The sequence below is a fragment of the Nocardioides caricicola genome (genome assembly GCF_039541135.1).
GTDB classification, from domain to species: Bacteria; Actinomycetota; Actinomycetes; order Propionibacteriales; family Nocardioidaceae; genus Nocardioides; species Nocardioides caricicola.
This window is the reverse complement of record NZ_BAABFQ010000003.1, coordinates 745,623-765,040: the sequence shown is the minus strand read 5'-3', so window position 1 is coordinate 765,040 and position 19,418 is coordinate 745,623. Positions and strand designations below refer to the sequence as shown.

19 protein-coding genes are annotated in these 19,418 nt (G+C 71.3%); 7 read left to right on the top strand and 12 right to left on the bottom strand.

Going from position 1 to position 19,418, the window contains the following annotated elements:
- Positions 1 to 23: 23 nt before the first annotated feature.
- A complete protein-coding gene (locus ABD875_RS05495; RefSeq protein ID WP_345172015.1) occupies positions 24 to 1,304 on the bottom strand; it encodes a hypothetical protein in 1,281 nt (426 codons plus the stop codon).
- A 298-nt stretch (positions 1,305 to 1,602) separates the two neighbouring features.
- On the opposite strand from ABD875_RS05495, the gene ABD875_RS05490 reads away from it, so the two are divergent.
- Positions 1,603 to 2,163 (top strand): ATP-binding protein, encoded by a 561-nt coding sequence (locus ABD875_RS05490; protein ID WP_345172691.1) that lies wholly within the window; start codon positions 1,603 to 1,605, stop codon positions 2,161 to 2,163.
- Positions 2,164 to 2,179: 16 nt separating this feature from the next.
- On the opposite strand, the gene ABD875_RS05485 is transcribed toward ABD875_RS05490, so the two are convergent.
- The gene (locus ABD875_RS05485) at positions 2,180 to 2,833 is read right to left on the bottom strand and encodes a LuxR C-terminal-related transcriptional regulator (protein ID WP_345172013.1); all 654 of its coding nucleotides are present in this window, start codon (positions 2,831 to 2,833) and stop codon (positions 2,180 to 2,182) included.
- Entirely contained in the window at positions 2,773 to 3,948 is a 1,176-nt protein-coding gene (locus tag ABD875_RS05480; protein WP_345172011.1) for a sensor histidine kinase, read from the bottom strand. The genes ABD875_RS05485 and ABD875_RS05480 overlap by 61 nt, the downstream gene beginning before the upstream one ends.
- A gap of 166 nt (positions 3,949 to 4,114) precedes the next feature.
- On the opposite strand from ABD875_RS05480, the gene ABD875_RS05475 reads away from it, so the two are divergent.
- Entirely contained in the window at positions 4,115 to 6,256 is a 2,142-nt protein-coding gene (locus ABD875_RS05475) for an MMPL family transporter (protein ID WP_345172009.1), read from the top strand.
- Here the strand turns inward: ABD875_RS05475 and ABD875_RS05470 are convergent.
- Positions 6,219 to 8,357, bottom strand: a complete 2,139-nt coding sequence (locus tag ABD875_RS05470) for a molybdopterin-dependent oxidoreductase (protein ID WP_345172007.1) — start codon at positions 8,355 to 8,357, stop codon at positions 6,219 to 6,221. The two genes, ABD875_RS05475 and ABD875_RS05470, sit on opposite strands and share 38 nt — an antisense overlap.
- 69 nt (positions 8,358 to 8,426) lie before the next feature.
- On the opposite strand from ABD875_RS05470, the gene ABD875_RS05465 reads away from it, so the two are divergent.
- The gene (locus ABD875_RS05465) at positions 8,427 to 9,614 is read left to right on the top strand and encodes a sulfite oxidase (RefSeq protein WP_345172005.1); all 1,188 of its coding nucleotides are present in this window, start codon (positions 8,427 to 8,429) and stop codon (positions 9,612 to 9,614) included.
- A 24-nt stretch (positions 9,615 to 9,638) separates the two neighbouring features.
- Here the strand turns inward: ABD875_RS05465 and ABD875_RS05460 are convergent, their stop codons facing one another.
- Positions 9,639 to 10,328: a L,D-transpeptidase family protein gene (locus tag ABD875_RS05460; RefSeq protein WP_345172002.1), complete on the bottom strand. Its 690-nt coding sequence runs from the start codon at positions 10,326 to 10,328 to the stop codon at positions 9,639 to 9,641.
- Between the two features lie 173 nt (positions 10,329 to 10,501).
- Here ABD875_RS05460 and rpsO point away from each other — a divergent pair, with 173 nt between their 5' ends.
- The 3 genes from rpsO to ABD875_RS05445 all read left to right on the top strand — a co-directional run bounded on the left by rpsO (position 10,502) and on the right by ABD875_RS05445 (position 14,611).
- On the top strand, positions 10,502 to 10,777 hold the full coding sequence (gene rpsO / locus ABD875_RS05455) for a 30S ribosomal protein S15 (RefSeq protein WP_345171999.1): 276 nt from the start codon (positions 10,502 to 10,504) through the stop codon (positions 10,775 to 10,777).
- Positions 10,778 to 11,036: 259 nt separating this feature from the next.
- Complete coding sequence (locus ABD875_RS05450; protein WP_345171997.1) at positions 11,037 to 13,262, top strand: polyribonucleotide nucleotidyltransferase; 2,226 nt, start codon at positions 11,037 to 11,039, stop codon at positions 13,260 to 13,262.
- A gap of 74 nt (positions 13,263 to 13,336) precedes the next feature.
- Positions 13,337 to 14,611 (top strand): M16 family metallopeptidase, encoded by a 1,275-nt coding sequence (locus ABD875_RS05445; RefSeq protein ID WP_345171995.1) that lies wholly within the window; start codon positions 13,337 to 13,339, stop codon positions 14,609 to 14,611.
- Positions 14,612 to 14,618: 7 nt separating this feature from the next.
- Here the strand turns inward: ABD875_RS05445 and ABD875_RS05440 are convergent, their stop codons facing one another.
- From ABD875_RS05440 to ABD875_RS05430, 3 genes are read right to left on the bottom strand one after another with little or no spacing between them, the layout of a single operon-like run.
- On the bottom strand, positions 14,619 to 15,155 hold the full coding sequence (locus ABD875_RS05440; protein ID WP_345171993.1) for a hypothetical protein: 537 nt from the start codon (positions 15,153 to 15,155) through the stop codon (positions 14,619 to 14,621).
- 46 nt (positions 15,156 to 15,201) lie between these two features.
- Complete coding sequence (locus ABD875_RS05435) at positions 15,202 to 15,555, bottom strand: MmcQ/YjbR family DNA-binding protein (RefSeq protein ID WP_345171991.1); 354 nt, start codon at positions 15,553 to 15,555, stop codon at positions 15,202 to 15,204.
- A gap of 4 nt (positions 15,556 to 15,559) precedes the next feature.
- Complete coding sequence (locus ABD875_RS05430; RefSeq protein WP_345171989.1) at positions 15,560 to 15,904, bottom strand: HNH endonuclease; 345 nt, start codon at positions 15,902 to 15,904, stop codon at positions 15,560 to 15,562.
- 90 nt (positions 15,905 to 15,994) lie between these two features.
- Between ABD875_RS05430 and ABD875_RS05425 the strand changes: the two genes are divergently transcribed.
- Positions 15,995 to 16,381, top strand: coding sequence for a hypothetical protein (locus tag ABD875_RS05425; protein WP_345171987.1), 387 nt, complete (start codon positions 15,995 to 15,997; stop codon positions 16,379 to 16,381).
- Here the strand turns inward: ABD875_RS05425 and ABD875_RS05420 are convergent.
- The 4 genes from ABD875_RS05420 to ABD875_RS05405 form a co-directional block, all read right to left on the bottom strand.
- Complete coding sequence (locus ABD875_RS05420; RefSeq protein ID WP_345171985.1) at positions 16,347 to 17,687, bottom strand: hypothetical protein; 1,341 nt, start codon at positions 17,685 to 17,687, stop codon at positions 16,347 to 16,349. The two genes, ABD875_RS05425 and ABD875_RS05420, sit on opposite strands and share 35 nt — an antisense overlap.
- A complete protein-coding gene (locus ABD875_RS05415) occupies positions 17,687 to 18,220 on the bottom strand; it encodes a hypothetical protein (protein WP_345171983.1) in 534 nt (177 codons plus the stop codon). Before ABD875_RS05415 ends, ABD875_RS05420 begins: the two co-directional genes overlap by 1 nt.
- Positions 18,217 to 18,825 carry a transposase gene (locus ABD875_RS05410; protein WP_345171981.1) on the bottom strand — a complete coding sequence of 203 codons (609 nt, stop codon included), beginning with the start codon at positions 18,823 to 18,825 and terminating at the stop codon, positions 18,217 to 18,219. Before ABD875_RS05410 ends, ABD875_RS05415 begins: the two co-directional genes overlap by 4 nt.
- 67 nt (positions 18,826 to 18,892) lie before the next feature.
- A complete protein-coding gene (locus ABD875_RS05405; RefSeq protein WP_345171978.1) occupies positions 18,893 to 19,408 on the bottom strand; it encodes a class I SAM-dependent methyltransferase in 516 nt (171 codons plus the stop codon).
- Positions 19,409 to 19,418: the final 10 nt, after the last annotated feature.

Genomic DNA, 19,418 nt, shown 5'->3' with positions numbered 1-19,418 from the left:
GACTCCTGTGTCGGTGTGGGGGTTCAGCGCCGCTTCTTCGCGGTCACCGGGATCGGGCGTCCGGACGGGACAGCCCCGCGGGGGACCTTGACGTCGCTGACGACCTTCACGGTCCGTGCCGGCCGGCCGCCCTTGGCGGGGATGCGCACCGGGGTCACCACGCGGACGACGCCGGGACGGGGACGCCCGACCTTCGCGCGCGACCGCACGGTCCGGACCTGGGTGGGACGCCTGCGCACGGTGACGGGACCGCGGCGCACGGTCGTGGTGCGGCGGTACGCCGGCCGTCCGGTACGCCGGGGACCCGGGCGGTAGCCGCGCGGGCGGCGGCCGCCGTGGTGACGGCGCCGGTGCACGTGGGCCAGGCCGCGGGCGTGGCGCCGGGTGACGGCGCGCTGCCAGCGCGGGTCGCCGAGCACCCGCTGGGTGCTGCCGGCCATGACGGCGCCGACCTCGGCCGGGGTGATCCGGCGGCCGGACGCCTGCATCTGGGCGAGCGTGCTGGCGGTCGAGCCGACGATCCCGGGGACCATCCGCACGCCCGGCCGGGTGGCGGGGTTGCGGTGCAGGATCTTGGTGAGCACCGACGCGCCCCGGAGCAGGTTCGGCAGCAGCCGCTCGAGCTCGGCGCGGTCGCGCGGGCTGATCGTCATCGCGACGGCCGAGCCGACGAAGCTCTCGGCCTCCGACTCGGACTCGGTGGTGGCGGCGCGGGCGGCGAGGTACTCGGCCTCCGCCTGGGAACTGGTCACCGGCGCGGTGGCCATCTCCTCCAGCTCCGACTCGAGCTCGTCCTCGAACTCGCCCTCGAGCTGGGAGGCAACGGCCTTGGCCAGCATGCCGGCCGCCGGTCCGCCGACCGCGGTCGCGACCAGGGGGCCGGCGACCTTGAGGATCTTGCGGAACGGGACCTTGCGCATCGCCCGGCCGATCTTCTTGAAGAAGAACTCCTCCTCCGACTCGAGCTCGTCCTCGTACTCGCCTTCGTACTCGTCCTCGAGCTCGTACTCGCCTTCGTACTCGTCCTCGGCCTCGTACTCGCCCTCCGACTCGAACTCGGACTCGAGCTCCATCTCGAACTCGTCCTCGAACTCGCCTTCGTACTCGTCCTCGAACTCGTACTCGGACTCGAGCTCCATCTCGTACTCGTCCTCGAGCTCGCCTTCGTACTCGTCCTCGAACTCGTACTCCTCCTCGCCGAGGAGGCCGCCGGCGATCTTGGCGAGACCGCCGAGGAACGCCTCGTCCTCGTACTCGTGCTCCATCTCGAGCTCGTCCTCGAACTCGGTTGACGACTGGGTCATCGCACCTGTCCTCTCATGCCGGGGGCCGTGTGGTGCGGACCAGTGAACGGCGGTGCGAGAGGGCGCGAGTAGTCCCACGAGCGGGCGTCACGCGCGCAGGGTCACGCGGGCAGGGTCGCCGGGCCGAGGTCGCGCCGACCTGTCTCGCCCATCGGTGTCTCGCGCAGGCGGGGAAGCACGGACGAGCGACTCCGGGCGGACTATGGACACGCCATGTTCTGCTGTCGGCAGTGCTGCGGGATGCGGATGGGGCGAGGTGTGAGGTGGCCTACGTTTCGCTGCGGTGAGCGCGGCAAGGATGACAACACACCGGATTCGACGGGAGACGCTTGTGGACCGCGACCTTGTGGAACGTCCGAACCCTGATGCCGCTACGCACGACGCCCGCACGGACGTCCGCACGGATGCCCGTGGCAGCCGGCCCGTGACGAGGCGGGTCGAGACGACCCTGCGACTGGAGGCTGAACCCCAGTCAGCACGCACCGCCCGTCACGCCGTTCGTGACCTGTGTGCGAACGTCCCACCTCCGCCGATCAGCGAAGACCGCGCCGACGTTGCAGCGCTCCTGACGACCGAGCTGGTCGCGAACGCTGTCATCCACTCCGGCAAGGCCGCAGTGCTCGATGCGGTGGTCGCAGACCGGACCTTGCGCGTAGCGGTCTCCGACACCTCCGACGATCAGCCGGCGCCGCGAAGTGGGGCGCAGCGAGCGGCCGATGCCATGACCGGCTCCCGCGACGAGGGAGAGTCCGGTCGCGGTCTGTTCCTGGTCGACGAGCTCGCCGACCGGTGGGGTTGGCACCCGCACCGGGACGGAGCTCCGGGGAAGACCGTCTGGTTCGAGCTGGACGTGGCCTGACTGCGCGTCCCACTCGCTAGACCCGCAGCCAGGCGAGCACGGCCCGCACGCGGCGGTGGTCGTCCTCGTCGAGGGGCAGGTCGAGCTTGGTGAAGATGCCGTTGATGTGCTTGGCGACGGCCTTCTCGGTGACGTGCAGGTGCGCCGCGATCGCGGCGTTCGAGCGGCCCTCGGCCATCAGGCCGAGCACCTCGCGCTCGCGCGGCGAGAGCCGGTCCAGCGGCTCGTCGTGGCGGCGCGCCATCACGGTGGCGACGACCTCGGGGTCGAGGACGGTGCCGCCGGCCGCGACGCGGCGTACGCCGTCGACGAACTCCGCGACGTCGGACACGCGGTCCTTGAGCAGGTAGCCGACGGCGCCGGTGCCGGACGCCAGCAGCTCGCGGGCGTAGAGCTGCTCGACGTACTGCGAGAGCACCATCACCGGGAAGCCGGGCCGCGCCTCGCGCACCGCGATCGCCGCGCGCAGGCCCTCGTCGGTCTGCGTCGGGGGCAGCCGCACGTCGAGGACCGCGGCGTCCGCGTCGGGGTCGAGGAGTGCGTGCGCGAGCGCCGGGGCGTTGTCGACCGCGTGCAGGATCGTGAAGCCGTTGCCCTCGAGGAGCTGGATCAGTCCGGCCCGGAGGAGGGCGTGGTCCTCCGCGAGGACGAGTCTGAGTCCAGCGGGCACGGCACCTCCAGGGTGATCAGGGTCGGGCCGCCGGTCGGGCTCGACACCGACATGGTGCCGTCGAACGCCGCCAGCCGCCGCATCACGCCCAGCATGCCGGTACCGGCCTGCGGATCGGCGCCGCCCGCGCCGTCGTCGCCGACGAGGGCGTGCAGGACCCCGTCACGGTGCTCCAGCGTGATCCACGCGTGCTCGGCGCCGGAGTGCTTGACGACGTTGGCCAGGCACTCGGCGACGGCGAAGTACACACACGCCTCCACCGGCGCCGGGGGCCGCCCGTCGAGCTGGGCGTTGACCGAGACCGGAATCGCCATGTCGAGTGCGATCGCCTGCACGGCGCCGCCGAGGCCGCGGTCGGCCAGCACCGGGGGATGGATGCCGCGCACCACCGACCGCAGGTCGCCGATCGCGGACGAGGTGGTCGCGCGGGCGTCCTGGATGAGCCGGCGCGCCTGCTCGGGGTCCGCGTCGAACGCGGCGTCCGCCATGCCCAGGCTCATCGACAGCGCGACGAGCCGGGCCTGCGCCCCGTCGTGGAGGTCACGCTCGAGACGGCGCAGCTCGGCTGCGGAGTGGTCGACGGCGTCGGCCCGGGTCTCGGTCAGGACCTGCACCCGTTGCTCGAGCCGCTCGGTGCGGCTGTAGGCGAGGAACCACCGGTCGACCGCGGCCCGGGCTCGCATCAGCCACGGGGTCGCGAACCACCAGATGAACCAGGTGACGACGCCCAGCGCCAGGATGAGCACGACCAGGTTGATCGTGAACGACGCGACGAACGCGACCGGCATCCAGGCCAGGTCGCGCCAGGTCATCGGGTCGGTGGCATAGGAGCGCAGCCGGCCGAAGAAGCCGCCGGGCACCGGTCGGTACGGATCCGGCACCGGGCTCCCGAACACCCGCTCGGCCATCCTCCGGTGCACGTTCGCGATCGCGCGGGTCGCGGGGATCACCGCGACCAGCAGCACCAGGCCGATCCACAGCACGGCGAGGACGCCGCCGAGCACCGAGAGCACGACCAGCAGGAGCAGGGCGATCGACATGCCCAGCTGGGCGACGGCGTACCCGGTCAGCAGGAAGGGGCCGGGAGGCTTGGGGTTCTCAGGGGTGGTGCTCACTGCGCCCATCCTGCCGCGACCGGCGGCTCCGAACAGTGGTGCTAGCACCACTTCGGTTCGGGACCTGGCGCCCCTGACCGGACGGCCGCGCGCCCCGAGGGTTGAGGGGACCGATCCGGAACCCGAGGAAGAGACGGCCATGGGCAACCCACTGACAGCAGTACCGATGCGAGCAGCGCGCTGGAGCGCGATGCATCCCTGGAGAGCGATCCTGGCGTGGATCGCGTTCGTCGCGGTGGCGGTGGGACTCGCCGTCGCCGTTCCGACGCAGGAGACCACCGACGCCGACTACCGGGTCGGCGAGTCCGGCCGCGCGGACACGATGGTGGAGGCCGCCGGCCTCGACAGCCCGGACACCGAGCTGGTCCTGATCAGCGCGGCCGACGGCCCGCTGGACGCCGGGGCCGCCGAGCAGGTCGCCCGCGACGTCACCAGCGCGGTCGAGTTCGTCCCCGAGGTCGTGTCGGTCGGCGACGCGCAGTGGAACGCCGACCGCAGCGCCCTGCTCGTCTCGGTCGAGATGGACCCGGACGCCGAGGACGCCGCCGACGTCACCGCGGCCGTCGCGACCGTGCAGGCCGACCACCCCGACCTCGACGTCCGCTCCGCCGGCGACCTGAGCATCGACGCGGCGATCGGCGAGCGGGTGGCCGACGACCTCGGCTCGGCCGAGCTGATCAGCCTCCCGGTGACGCTCCTGCTGATGCTGCTGGCGTTCGGCGCGTTGATCGCGGCCGGCATCCCGGTGCTGCTCGCGGCGACCAGCGTCGCCGCGACGATCGGCCTGCTGGCACCACTGTCGCACCTGTTCCCGGCCGACGACTCGGTCGCCAGCATGATCGTGCTGATCGGCATGGCGGTCGGCGTGGACTACTCGCTCTTCTACCTCAAGCGCGAGCGCGAGGAGCGGGCGAAGGGCCGCAGCACGCTGGACGCGGTCGAGATCGCGGCGCAGACGTCCGGGCACTCGATCCTCGTGTCGGGCGGCGCGGTGATCGCGTCGATGGCCGGGCTGTTCCTCGTCCAGGACGTCACGTTCAGCTCGCTGGCGGTCGGCTCGATCGTCGTGGTGGCGGTCGCCGTGCTCGGCTCGATCACCGTGCTGCCGGCGCTGCTGGTCAAGCTCGGACGCTGGGTCGACCGGCCCCGCGTCCCGTTCGTGTGGCGGCTCAACCGGCGCATCGGCCGCGGCGGCATCAGCGGCCGGATCCTGCGTCCCGTCGTACGCCGCCCGCTGGTCGCGCTGCTCCTCGCGGGTGCGGTCATCGTCGGCCTGTCGATCCCGGCGCTCGGCATGAAGACGCACTCCGGGACCCTCGAGACGCTCCCCGCCTCGATCCCCGAGGTGCAGACCTACCGCGACATCAGCAAGCAGTTCCCGGCCGACGCGGGAGCCTCGGCGGTCGTGGTCGTGAAGTCCGACGCCGACGCGGCGGGGGAGGTCTCGGCGGCGCTCGAGCAGCTCAGCGAGGACGCCGTCGCCACCGGGCGGTTCGTCGCCTCGGGCGAGGGCGTGCAGACGTCCGAGGACGGGCGTACGTCGATGCTCGTGCTGGGGATGCCGTACCAGGAGACCGATCCGCGGGTCAGCGACGGCGTGCACGAGCTGCGCGACGAGCTGGTGCCCGCGAACCTGTCAGGACTCGGTGAGCACGCCGTCGGTGGCGGCGCCGCCGACGAGGTCGACTACATGGCCAAGCAGCAGGGCCGGCTCGGCCTGGTGATCGGGTTCGTGCTGCTGCTGACGATGCTGATCATGGTGATCACATTCCGCAGCGTCGTGCTCGCCGGGGTCTCGACGGTGCTCAACCTGCTGTCGGTGGGTGCGGCGTTCGGCGTGATGACGCTGGTCTTCCAGCACGGCTGGGGGAGCGGACAGCTCGACTTCACCACACCTGGCTTCGTGATCAACTGGCTGCCGCTGTTCGTGCTGGTGGTGCTGGTCGGGCTGTCGATGGACTACCACGTGTTCGTGCTGAGCCGGGTGCGTGAGCACGTCGGCCGCGGCCTGCCGACGAAGCTGGCCGTCGAGCAGGGCGTGAAGGACACGGCCGGTGTCGTCACCAGCGCCGCCGCCGTCATGGTCTCGGTGTTCGCGATCTTCGCGACGCTCAGCATGATGGAGATGAAGATGATGGGCGTCGGGCTCTCGGCCGCGATCCTGCTCGACGCCACGCTGATCCGGCTCGTCATGCTCCCGGCGATCATGGTGCTGCTCGGCGAGCGGGTCTGGTGGCCCTGGCCTCCGCGCCGCCCTCGCGGCGAGGTCGTCAGCGAGCCGGAGCCGGAGTACGCACTGAGCCGCTGACCGACGCGGTGACCTGCACCGGTACGCCGTTCAGCGCGGCGTTCCCCGACACGTCGAGCAGCTCGGGGTCGGTGAGGTCGTTCACGGACACCCCCGGGAGGTCGATCGCCTGGACCAGGCGGACGCCCTCCCGGCGGTGTCCGTAGCCGTGCGGGAGGCTGACCACGCCCGGCATCATGTCGTCGGTCGCGGCGACCTCCACCTCGACCTCGCCGACCCGCGACGACACCGTGACGAGGGCACCGTCCGTGAGGCCGCGCGCCGTCAGGTCGTCGGGGTGCATGAGCAGCTGGTGGCGCGGCTTGCCCTTGGTCAGCCGAGGGCTGTTGTGCATCCAGGAGTTGCAGTCGCGCTGGTGGCGCCGCCCGATCAGCAGCAGCTCGTCGGGCCCCGGAGGCGGTGTCGCGGTGAGCCGGTCGAGGTCCGCGAGCACCAGCTCCGGTGCGGCGTCGAAGCGGTGCTTCGGGAGCCGCTTCGGCAGCTGGCCGGCACGCAGCGGACCGAGGTCGACGCCCGCGGGGTTCGCCCGCAGCTGGCGCATGGTGGTCCGGCCGCCCTGGCGCAGCAGCAGCGCGATCAGCCGCGTCGGGCTGGTGGAGAGCCGGACCCGCTTGCTCAACGGGACCTTCGAGCCGAGGCGACGGTGCGTGCGCAGCACGATCTCGCGGTAGATCTGCCAGTCGTGCATCGCGCCGTCCTCGGCGGGCAGCACCGCCGGCGTGAACCGCGCGGTGTTGCGCACCGCGAGCAGGTGGAAGACCAGGTCGTAGTGGTCGCGCTCGAGCGCGGTCGTCGGCGGCAGGATCACGTCGGCGTGCCGCGTGGTCTCGTTGACGTAGATGTCCACCGACGCCATGAAGTCCAGGCCACCGAGCGCGCGGTCGAGCGCGGCGCCGTCCGGCGTCGACGACACCGGGTTGCCGGCGAGGGTGAGCAGCGCGCGCACCTGGCCCTCGCCGGGGGTCTCGATCTCCTCGCGCAGCGCCGACGACGGGATCTCGCCGGAGAACTCCGGGAGGTCGCGCACCCGGCTGCGCCACCGGTCGTGATGGCCGCGCCCGATCAGGCCGGTGCCGACCGCGTCGATGGCGGGGGTGGTGACCAGCACCCCACCCTCGCGGTCGAGGTTCCCGGTCAGCAGGTTCAGCAGCTGCACCGCCCACTGGCAGACGGTGCCGAACGGGTGCATGGACACGCCGACCCGGCCGTACGCCGCGGCCCCGTCCGCGGCCGCGAAGTCGCGGGTGATCCGCCGGATCTCGGCCGCCGGGACCCCGGTGACCGACTCCGCCAGCTCCGGCGTGAACGGCGCGACCGCGGCCTGGACCCGGTCGAGACCGTCGACGTACCCAGCCGGCCGGGTCAGCCCCTCGTCGTACAGCACGTGCAGCATCGCCAGCAGCAGGTGCGCGTCGGTGCCCGGTCGCACGAAGTGGTGCTCGGTCGCGGCCTTCGCGGTCTCGGTGCGGCGCGGGTCGATCACGACCATCCGGCCGCCGCGTGCCTCGAGGGCCCGCACCCGGTTGGGGAAGTCCGGCACGGTCATCAGCGAGCCGTTGGACGCCATCGGGTTGCCGCCGATGACGAGGAAGTACGACGTCCGGTCGATGTCGGGGATCGGCAGGAACAGCTGGTGGCCGTACATCAGGTGCGCGACCAGCTGGTGGGGGAGCTGGTCGACCGACGTGGCGCTGAACTTGTTGCGGGTGCGGAACGACTTCACCAGCGCGGTCCCGTGCGTCATCGAGCCGAGGCTGTGCGCGTTGGGATTGCCGAGGTAGATCCCCATCGCGTCGCGGCCGTGGTCGGTGATCGTCCGGGCCAACCCGTCGGCGACGCGGTCGAGGGCCTCGTCCCACGTGATCTCGAGCCACTGGTCGCCGACGCGGCGCACCGGCCGCCGCAGCCGGTCGGGGTCGGCGTGGATGTCGGCGAGCGCGGTGCCCTTCGGGCAGATGTGCCCGCGCGAGAGCGGGTCGTCCGGATTGCCGCGGATGCCGGTGACCGTACCGTCGGTCAGCGTGAGCTCGAGACCGCAGATGGCCTCGCAGAGATTGCACACGCCCAGCTTCTTCTCGACTGACTGATGGGTCGCAGGCATGCGTCTCATCGTGGCACGCCGGGCCGACATCCTTTACTCGAGAAAGTCACTAGAGTTAATGTGCGCGACATGGACACCAGCCGCCGCACCCTCCTCCGCACCGCCGCCGTCCTCGGTGGGATCGCCGCCACCGGACTGGCGCCCCTCGGGCGTGCCATCGCCGGCGCCCCGGCGATCCTCAAGGCGCTGCCGGCGTCCTGGTTCGTCGACTACGGCACCAACGCCGAGATGCAGTGGGAGTCGGTGCGCCCCGGCGACTACCTGACCCGGCAGTCCCGCCTGTTCGTGCGCAACCACACCGCGACGCCGACGATCGACGCGTCGTCGTACGCGCTGAAGGTGTACGGCGACGGGCTGAGCACGGCGCGCACGGCCGACGCCCCGGTCGTCCTGACGCTCAAGGACCTCAAGAAGCTGCCGCGCACGAAGCTCGTCACCACCCACGAGTGCACCGGCAACGGGCGCAGCTTCTTCAGCACCCAGCAGGGCACCCCGGCCTCGGGCACCGCCTGGACGCTCGGCGCGGTCGGGACCGTGGAGTGGGAGGGCGTCCGGCTGCGCGAGGTCATCGAGAAGATCGGGATCAACCCGGCGGCGGTCTCCATCCAGGCGACCGGGCTCGACGCGCCGTACTCGACCGGGGGAGTGGACTACGGCCCGGTACGCCGGCCGTTCCCGGTCAGCAAGGCGCTCGACGACGCGCTGCTCGCCTGGTCGGCGAACGGCGCCGCGCTGCTCCCCGACCACGGCTACCCGCTGCGGCTCGTGCTGCCCGGCTGGGTCGGCATCGCGAGCATCAAGTGGCTCGGCTCGCTGGAGGTGTCGCTCACCGAGCTGACCTCGCCGTGGAACACGAAGTGGTACCGGATGACCGGTCCGTCCTACCCGGCTGACTCGCCGCCCCTGACGGTGAACCCGGTCCGTTCGGCCTGGGAGCTGCCGTGGGGCGCCGGGCTCGACGTGGGCCGCGACCACGTGCTCACCGGGCGCTCGTGGAGCGGCGCGGGTCCGGTGGTCAAGGTCGACGTGAGCGTCGACGGTGGCGCGACCTGGACCCGCGCCCGGATCGAGCGCCGGCCCCGGCAGCAGGGGTGGACGCAGTGGTCGTACTCGTGGACCCGGCCGAGCGCTGGTCAGTACGTGCTGATGGCCCGGGCGACCGACGCGAAGGGCCGCACCCAGCCACTGGAGACGCCCTTCAACGACAACGGCTACTTCTTCGACGCCGTGGTGAGGCACCCGGTCACCGTCGCGTGACGCCCAGCGGAGTCCTGGTGCCGGCTAGCGGTTCTGGACGACGCGCGGACTGGCGGACGGGTCCAGCCACGTGAGCAGCCAGCGCATCTGCCGGGCGTTGCCGACCTGGGTGCACCCGGCGGTCGGCGACCACGAGTGCCCGGGCTTCGAGGTGTGGTAGAAGATCCCGCTCCCGGCGCCCTGGACCGGAGCCGGCCCGGCGCCGGGACGCAGCCGCACGTTGTTGAAGTCCAGGACCCAGCCCGAGCGCATCGACGGCCGGTCGCCGCTGGTGACCCCGCGAACCTCGAGCCACGTGTTGTAGTTCGAGCCGGCGCTGCTCGACACGATGGAGGTGGGGCGCCGCTGCTTCCACCTCATCCGGCCCGGGTTGTCCGACGTGGTGGTGAACGTCGTCTTGATCGCGTAGACGCCGTTCGGGGAGCGTCGGTCGCCCTCGCGCTGCTTGCCCCATCCGTTGCTGCCGATGGTCGACCGGAACTCGCGACGCTTCTGCCAGCGGCCCTCGGCGTTCTTCTCCCAGGCCTGGGTCACCGTGCACCACACCTGCCGGCAGTACTCGCGGCTGGAGATCGTGCGCACCACCTGGGTGGTCCGGTCCGGCACCAGGCGCGCCCAGGGTCGCTCCGCCGCCTGCGCCGCCCCGACGGGTGTCAGGGCGATGCCGCCGCAGAGTGCGAGCATGATGACGAGGAACCCGAGACGTCGTACCACCGCCCGATCATCACACGGGGATTCGGTGGCTGGTGAGGCCGCGCGCTAGAGTTCTCAGGTTGCCTCCAGGGGCGACGACTGCCGTCCAACGGCCGCGGAACCAGAGTGCCCGGGTGAACAGGCCCCGGCGCGCCGCGCAACGAGTGTGCCCGAGAGGGCCGGAAGGAGCCCGCATGTCGATCGGTACCGACGCGGAGACCAAGAAGAAGATCATCGCTGAGTACGGCACGTCCGAGGGCGACACCGGTTCGCCCGAGGTGCAGATCGCGCTGCTGAGCCACCGCATCAGCCACCTCACCGAGCACCTCAAGCAGCACAAGCACGACCACCACAGCCGTCGTGGCCTGCTGCTGCTCGTCGGCCAGCGCCGCCGTCTTCTCAACTACCTGCAGAAGACCGAGATCGAGCGCTACCGCTCGATCGTCGAGCGTCTCGGCCTCCGCCGCTGAAACGGAAGGGCCCACTTCGGTGGGCCCTTCCTGTTTATCCGTGCCGCCTTTCTCTGGGCAGCACGACAGCGCTAGATTCGACAACTGAAAACCACCACAGGAGCGACCCGCCCGTTCTGGCTCGGTCCTCGGTAGTGGCCCTCAGCATCCCGACCCACTCGGTGGGACGTTCAGATCTGCGGGCCTCGATCGAAGACCGGCCCTCGCGGCACGCGGGACACACAGGGGGATCGCTCCGCGAGCAGAACAGGGACAACCCTTGACTGAACCCGTCATCTCCGCCGTGGAGGCCGTTCTCGACAACGGCAAGTTCGGCACCCGTACCGTCAAGTTCGAGACCGGGCTCCTCGCCCGCCAGGCCGCCGGTGCGGTGACCGCCTACCTCGACGACGACACCATGCTCCTGTCGGCCACCACGGCCGGCAAGCAGCCCAAGGACCACTTCGACTTCTTCCCGCTGACGATCGACGTCGAGGAGCGGATGTACGCCGCGGGCAAGATCCCCGGCTCGTTCTTCCGCTCCGAGGGTCGCCCGGGCGAGGACGCGATCCTGGCCTGCCGCCTGATCGACCGCCCGCTGCGCCCGACGTTCAAGAAGGGCCTGCGCAACGAGGTCCAGGTCGTCATCACCGTGATGGCGCTCAACCCCGACCACCCCTACGACGTGCTCGCGATCAACGCCGCGTCGCTCTCGACCCAGCTCTCCGGCCTGCCGTTCTCCGGCCCGGTCGGCGGTGTCCGCGTCGCCCTGATCGACAACCAGTGGGTCGCGTTCCCGACCCACTCCCAGCTCGAGGACGCCGTCTTCGACATGGTGGTCGCGGGTCGCGTCACCGAGACCGGTGACGTCGCGATCATGATGGTCGAGGCCGAGGCCACCGAGACGTCGTTCACGAAGGTCCAGAACGGCGCGCAGGCCCCGACCGAGGAGATCGTCGCCGGCGGCCTCGACGCGGCCAAGCCGTTCATCAAGCAGCTGTGCCAGGCCCAGCAGGAGCTGGCCAACGTCGCTGCCAAGCCGGTGCAGGACTTCCCGGTCTTCCTCGATTACGAGGACGACGTCTTCTCCGCCGTCGAGTCCGCCGTCAAGGCCGAGCTCGCCGCCGCGATGAAGATCGCCGACAAGACCGAGCGCAACGACCGCACCGACGAGCTCAAGGCCGAGGTCCTGGAGAAGCTCGGTGCGCAGTTCGAGGGTCGCGAGAAGGAGATCGGCGCGGCGTTCCGCTCGGTCAACAAGGCGGTCGTGCGCGAGAGCATCCTGCGCGACAAGGTCCGCATCGACGGCCGCGGCCTGGCCGACATCCGGCCGCTGCACGCCGAGGTCGGCGTCCTTCCGCGCGTCCACGGCTCCGCGCTGTTCGAGCGCGGCGAGACCCAGATCCTGGGTGTCACCACGCTGGACATGCTGAAGATGGAGCAGCAGCTCGACACGCTGTCGCCGGAGACCCACCGGCGCTACATGCACAAGTACATCTTCCCGCCGTTCTCGACCGGCGAGACCGGTCGCGTCGGCTCGCCGAAGCGCCGCGAGGTCGGCCACGGTGCGCTCGCCCGTCGCGCGCTCCTGCCGGTGCTCCCGGACCGTGAGCAGTTCCCCTACGCCATCCGCCAGCTGTCCGAGGCGATGGGCTCCAACGGCTCGACCTCGATGGGCTCGGTCTGCGCCTCGACGCTGTCGCTGCTGCAGGCTGGCGTCCCGCTGAAGGCGTCGGTCGCGGGCATCGCGATGGGACTCGTCTCCGGCGAGATCGACGGCGAGACGCAGTACGTCGCGCTGACCGACATCCTCGGCGCCGAGGACGCGTTCGGTGACATGGACTTCAAGGTCGCCGGCACCCGCGAGTTCGTCACGGCGCTGCAGCTCGACACGAAGCTCGACGGCATCCCGGCCGAGGTCCTCGCCGCGGCGCTGACCCAGGCCAAGGACGCCCGGCTGGCGATCCTCGACGTCATGGCCGAGGCCATCGACGAGCCCGAGGAGATGTCGATCCACGCTCCGCGGATCATCACCATCAAGATCCCGGTCGACAAGATCGGCGAGGTGATCGGTCCGAAGGGCAAGATCATCAACCAGATCCAGGACGACACCGACGCGTCGATCTCGATCGAGGACGACGGCACCATCTACATCGGTGCCACGAACGGCGAGGCGGCCCAGGCGGCCAAGGACGCCGTCAACGCGATCGCGAACCCGACGATGCCCGAGGTCGGCGAGCGCTACCTCGGCACGGTCGTGAAGACGACCAACTTCGGTGCGTTCGTCTCGCTCATGCCCGGCAAGGACGGCCTGCTGCACATCAGCAAGCTGCGCTCCCTGGCCGGCGGCAAGCGCGTCGACGCCGTCGAGGACGTCCTGGCCGTGGGCCAGAAGGTCCAGGTCCAGATCGCCGAGATCGACGACCGCGGCAAGCTGTCGCTCGTCCCGGTGGTCGAGGACGCCGAGGGTGGCTCCGACGCCGAGGGTGCGGACGACTCCGAGTGACCAACGCTTCACCTGCGATGACCCGCCCGGCCACCAGGTCGGGCGGGTCATCGCCTTCTCCGGGGACGCGCACCGTGCAGACCACCAAGGACGCCGACGGCCAGGTGACCTCGCGGGTGCGGCGTACCGTCCTGCCCTCCGGGCTGCGCATCATCACCGAGCAGCTCGCCGGCGTCCGCTCGGCCAGCATCGGGGTCTGGGTGGGCGTGGGCTCGCGCGACGAGTCCCCGGCGCTGCACGGCGCGTCGCACTTCCTCGAGCACCTGCTGTTCAAGGGCACCACCGAGCGCTCGGCGCTGGACATCTCGATCGCGCTGGACGCGGTCGGCGGTGAGTTCAACGCCTTCACGGCCAAGGAGTACACCTGCTTCCACGCGCGGGTCCTCGACGAGGACCTGCCGCTCGCGGTGGACGTCCTCGGCGACATGATCACCGCGTCGACGATCCACGCCGAGGACGTCGAGGCCGAGCGTGACGTGATCCTCGACGAGATCGCGATGCACGACGACGACCCGGACGACGTCGTGCACAACCTGTTCGCGGAGCAGGCCTGGGGTGACACGCCGCTCGGTCGCCCGATCGCCGGCACGCATGCGTCCATCGGGGCGCTCACCCGCGCCCAGATCCTGCGGTTCTACCGGCGCCACTACCGACCGGCGAACCTGGTGATCGCCGCCGCCGGCAACATCGACCACGCCACGCTCGTCCGACAGGTCAAGAAGGCGTTCGCCCGCAACGACTGGTTGGCCGGCGAGGCCACCCCGATCCCGCCGCGGCGCGGTCCGCGCAAGCGGGTCGCATCCGGGCTCGTCACCGCGACCCGCCCGTTCGAGCAGGTGAACCTGGTGCTCGGCATGGAGGGCCTGGTCCGCGACGACGAGCGTCGTTTCGCCCTCGGCGTCCTGAACACCGCGCTCGGCGGGGGTACGTCGAGCCGGCTGTTCCAGGAGGTGCGCGAGCACCGCGGCCTGGCGTACTCGGTGTTCTCCTTCGCCTCCCACCACGCCGACTCCGGCCTGGTCGGCGTCTCGGTCGGCTGCCTGCCGTCGAAGCTCGACGACGTCCTCGCCGTGGTGCGTGAGGAGCTGGCCAAGGTCGCGCAGTCCGGCATCACCGCCGAGGAGCTCGCCCGGGGCAAGGGCATGCTCCGCGGCGGCCTGGTGCTCGGTCTCGAGGACTCCGGGTCGCGGATGTCGAGGCTCGGCAAGGCCGAGCTGGTGCACGACGAGCTGCTCAGCATCGACGAGGTCATCCGCCGTATCGACGCCGTGACCGTCGAGGAGGTCCGCGACGTCGCGGCCCTGGTGTTCTCGCGGCCCGAGATCCTCGCGGTGGTCGGCCCCGCCTAGCCCGGGCTCAGCCCCGGCTGATCCAGGGCGAGAACTCGCGCTTCTCGCTCACCCAGTCGACGGCGCCCGACGGTCCGGCGGCGCGCATGACCACGCGGACGGCACCCGGGTTGCCGAGGGCGGCGCGCGACATCCGGACCCGGACCTCGTCGTTGCGGTAGTCGATCCGCATGACGTAGTCGCCGTTCTCGACGGGCTCGCCGTAGCTCTCCTGCGAGAAGCCCTCGGTCTCGAGCAGGGTGTAGTCGGTGCCCTCGAAGAACCCGCCGACGAAGACGTACTCCGGTCCCTTGTCGCCCTTGACGGTGTCGATGAAGATCGAGCCGCCGGCGGCGGACGACGGGGCACGACGCAGGTCGTCGTGGGTCGTGATGACGTTGACGTTGGACTTCCCGTTGCGGACCGTCATCGACAAGACGTCGACGCCGTGGGTGGTGTCGTCGGGGTCGTCGATCCCGTACTGCTCGGCGTGCGCCGTGCCGGAGATTCCGAAGGTGAGGGCGGCGGTCGACAGGGCGACGGCGGCTGCAGTGGTCTTTCGCATGCTGGTCATACGCATCCAGGACCGAGAAGGTTGCATTCAGATACTCCTAGCCGGGGAGACGCTCGCCACGCTCGGTGACCAGCATGGCAGGCGCGGTCAGCCGCCACGCCTCGAAGGTGAGCTCGGCGAGCTCGTCGCGCTCGACGCCCTCGAGCCGCACCACGACCCAGCCGAACCCGCCGGTGGTGAACTGGACCTCGAACGTCTCGGGCCGCTCGGCCACCAGCGCGAGCTGCTCGGCGATCGTCTGCTTCAGCCCGACGGTCCGGGTCGGCTCCCACAGGTAGCCGAACGTCCGCGTCCCGACCGCCACCCGCCAGTACCGCTCGTGGTCGGTCCGGGCGACGTCGGGCAGCTGGTCGACCAGCTCGAAGAAGTCCGCGATCGTGCATCCACCCACGGGGTCAGCCTGGCAGGAGCCGCCGACGTACCTCGACGTACCGCTCGAGGAACGCCCGCTCGTCGAGGCGCCTGCGCCGCATCCACGCGGTGACCTCGTCGTTGCACTTGCTGGTGTTGCACGACCGGCAGGCCGGTACGACGTTCTCGAGCGTGTAGCGCCCGCCGCGCGAGATCGCGAGCACGCAGTCGCGCTGGAGCGCCTGGTCGGTCCGCCCGCAGTAGGCGCAGCCGCCCCAGGCGGCCTGGATCGCGGCCCACTGCGCGTCGGTGAGGTCGTTGACCACGCTGTCGAGCCGACGCTTGCGGCGGCGGGCGATGCGTGCGCGGCGGGTCGTGGTCGGCGGCACCGGGGCAGCGTATCGACGCCGACGTATCCAGTGGGGGAGGTGGCGCTCCTGTGGTGTCGAGGGACGAGGTACGTCTCGGGAAGGAACACCATGCACGTCAGGTCGCTGTCCAAGCCGCTCGCCGTCGCGCTCGCCTCCTCGGGGCTCGCCACGGCGCCGGGGATGTCCGTCGCGGACGCCGCGGTGCCCAAGGCCGACGTCACCGTGACGATCACCGCCGAGGGCACCGACATGTCCGGCGTCGTCAAGAGCACCCGCCCCGCGCGGTGCGCGGCGGACCGGACCGTGAAGGTCTACAAGCTCGTCGACGGCGAGCCCCACCTCTGGGCGAGCGACACCACCGACCTCCAGGGCGGGCGGTACGTCTGGTCGACCGGCAACACCGGCACCGAGGGCCGCTTCTTCGCCAAGGTCGCCGGCAAGCCCGGCTGCCGGTCCGACGTCAGCCCGACGATCCGCGTCCGCCGCGAGGCCTGATCCAGAACAGCCACACCAGCGCCAGCCCGCCGACGGCCGCCGCGACGACCGTCGCGATCGGCAGTAGCATGCCGTTCGCCGTGGCGTCCCGGCTCACCCGCATCGGGTCGTCGAGTGCGATCGTCACCGGCTCCAGGTCCGGGGGACCGGGCGCGGTGTAGGTGACGCCGTCGAACGGCGCGGGTCCGGGGCCGCCCGGGTTGTAGAACGCGGAGTAGCCGCCCTCGAGCGCCGGGATCTCGACCGCGGTGATGCTGCGGGCGGCGGCCTCGTCGCCGGCCAGGACGATGTCGATGTAGTTGTCGCGGTCCTCGAGGTAGCAGGCGTCGTAGGAGTCCTGACGCTGACCGAGGTCGGAGAGCCCGACGACGCGCAGCGTGCCGCCGGCCACCTGGTAGTCGACCCCGACCTCGTCCAGGACGACGTCGCCGGCGCGGATGCGGAAGAAGTCCTCGAACATGTCGGGCTGCAGCCCGGTCACCCCGTCGGGCGAGAACCCGCCGGACGTGAGGACCCGCAGCCGGAAGTCGTGCTCGTCGTACAGGGCGAGCTCGTCGTTCGGCAGGACGCCGGAGCGCTCCAGCAGCGTCACACCGCCCTCGCCGACCGCCTCGTCCCCGACCCGGTTGAGCTTGGCGCCGACCAGCACCGGGCCTGCGTCGTACGGCGAGGTCTGCGTGGTCCAGGTCAGCCCGACAGCGTCCACCTCGCCCTCGGGGCCGACCAGCAGCAGGGGAGTGTCGTCCTCGACGATCTCGAGCCGCACCGGGAAGACCGCGTCGGGGTCGCTGCTCGGGAGCCGGTTGCCGAAGTCGCCGAACAGCACGACGGTGTTGCGCTCGCCGTTCTCCCAGTTCGGGTTCATCCCGGCGGCGTGGGCGACGACGGTGTCGCCGGTGTTCAGCGTGAACCGGAAGTCGGCGGGGTCGACGGTCTCGGTCGCGACCGGCCAGCTGAACACGACGGGCAGCCCGTCGTCGTGGTCGACGCCGGAGCCGACGTAGGCCCGCTCGACGGTCGTGACCGAGGCCGCGGACGTCGTCTCGCACTCGGGGCTCCAGGCGCCGCCGGCCTCGCGGACCGCCTCCTCGTCGGTCGCGGGCAGCCCGATGATGTTGTCGAAGCCCATCCCGGCGGACAGGATCTCGGGCTCGCTGGTCCAGTAGTCGGCGCCCTCCAGGCGCCCGTTGCTGAGCTGGCGCAGCACCGACCCGAGCAGCACGTTCACGGCGAGCACGCCGACGAGCCCGAGGATCACGAGCCCGAGCAGGCACGTGGTGACGAGGTGCCGCCGCGGCCGCGCCACTAGCGCACCAGCAGCACGACGCCGGCGCAGCCAGCGGCCCACAGCACGCTGACGAACGTGCCGATGATGAACCGCTCGGCGGTGCCGGGCGTGCGCAGCTCGGGGTAGCGCGCCAGGCTCTTCACACCGAGCACGATCGCCAGGCCCTCGGGCCACCCGGCGACGATCGCGGCGTACACCGCGATCCGCTCGAGCCCGCCGATCCAGGCGCCGCCGCGCAGCACGTGGGCGGCCTCGCGCATCGTCTCCCCGTCCGGCTCGCGCCGGTCGACGAGGTCGAAGACGAGGGCGGCGATCGGGCCGCCGCCGGCGACCGCGAGCACGCCGGCGAGCGCCACCAGCGCGACGACCGCGTCGTCGTCGACCACCACCGACGGGGGCGCGGCGGCGACGACCGCCGCGGCGACCAGCATCAGCAGCGCGGCGGGCGCGAACACCCGGCGCGCGGTGGAGGAGGTCCACGCGACCAGCCCGGCGGCGATGCCGAAACCGAGCAGCACGAGCGTCAGCGCGCCCCAGTTCTCTGCGGTCACGATGCTTCCCTCCCCAGCAGGCAGCGAGTCAGGTCGGTGGCCAGCTCGCGGGCGCGTCGCCCCTCGACGATCCCCGCCGCCTGTGCGCGCTGGCTGACCGCAGACTGCCCGATCCCGAGCCGCTGCGCGACCTCGACGTAGGCCAGGCCCTCGCGCTCGACGAGGTCGGCGACCTCCCACCCTCCAGGGGTACGTCGCGCGAGCACCGCGGCCCACAGCCACAGCGTGGTCTCGAGGGCGCGGGCGGCGGGGTGCTCGCCGAAGACGCGGAGCCGCCACGGGCTGTTCTTGGCCGCGGTGACCGCGTCGCGCGCCTGCAGGTACGCAGTCCCGCGGCCGGCGCGAGCGTGGTCGGGCAGGGGGGCGTCGATGGTCCCGACGCCGATGCCGATGTTCCAGTCGCCGTCGCGCAGCAGCGTCTCGACGACGCGGGTGAGCGCCTCCGGGTCGTCGAGGACGCCCTGGAACTCGTCGCCGACGGTGCGCTCGAACGCCAGGAGCAGGGGCACGTCGGCCAGGGCCGTGAGCGCGTCCGGGATGCGGTCGGCGGCGCGGCGGCTGCCGCGCTGGTCGACGGTGAGCACGATCCGGGTGGGGGCGTCCATCAGGCTCCTTCCTGCATCCAGACTAGATTAGGGAATAGCCTAATGCAAGAAGAGTTAAGGAAATAATCTAACGTCGGCCGATCAGTCCGACGACGGCCGGCGCCTTCTGCTCGATGACCGAGACCCGGAAGCCCCCGCCCTGCAGCGCGGCCGAGCCCTTCTTCACGATGTTCGGGACCAGCTCGCGCTGGTGGGCGTCGTAGAAGAGGTACACCGCGCCCCCGGGCACGACCCGCTCGTGCAGCAGCGCGACCTCCTCGGCGCAGTCGCGCACCCAGAACAGGTTCACGTTGAACGCGAACACCTTGTTCAGCCGCTTGACCGGCACCCGCAGGGTGGCCAGGTCGATCTGGCGCACGGTCAGCCGGCCGGACTCGACGTACTGCGCACAGCGTCGCTTGGTCCGGTCGACGCCCGACTCGGAGCGGTCGATCGCGAACAGCTTCCCCGACTCGAGCTTCTGGCAGATCAGCTCGGCACCGGCACCCGGTCCGCAGCCGATCTCCAGCACGTGATCGTTGGGTTGAACGTCCATCACGTCCACCGCCCAGCGGATTCTCGGCGGAATGGTCTGCAGCGCCATGGGGCAAGAC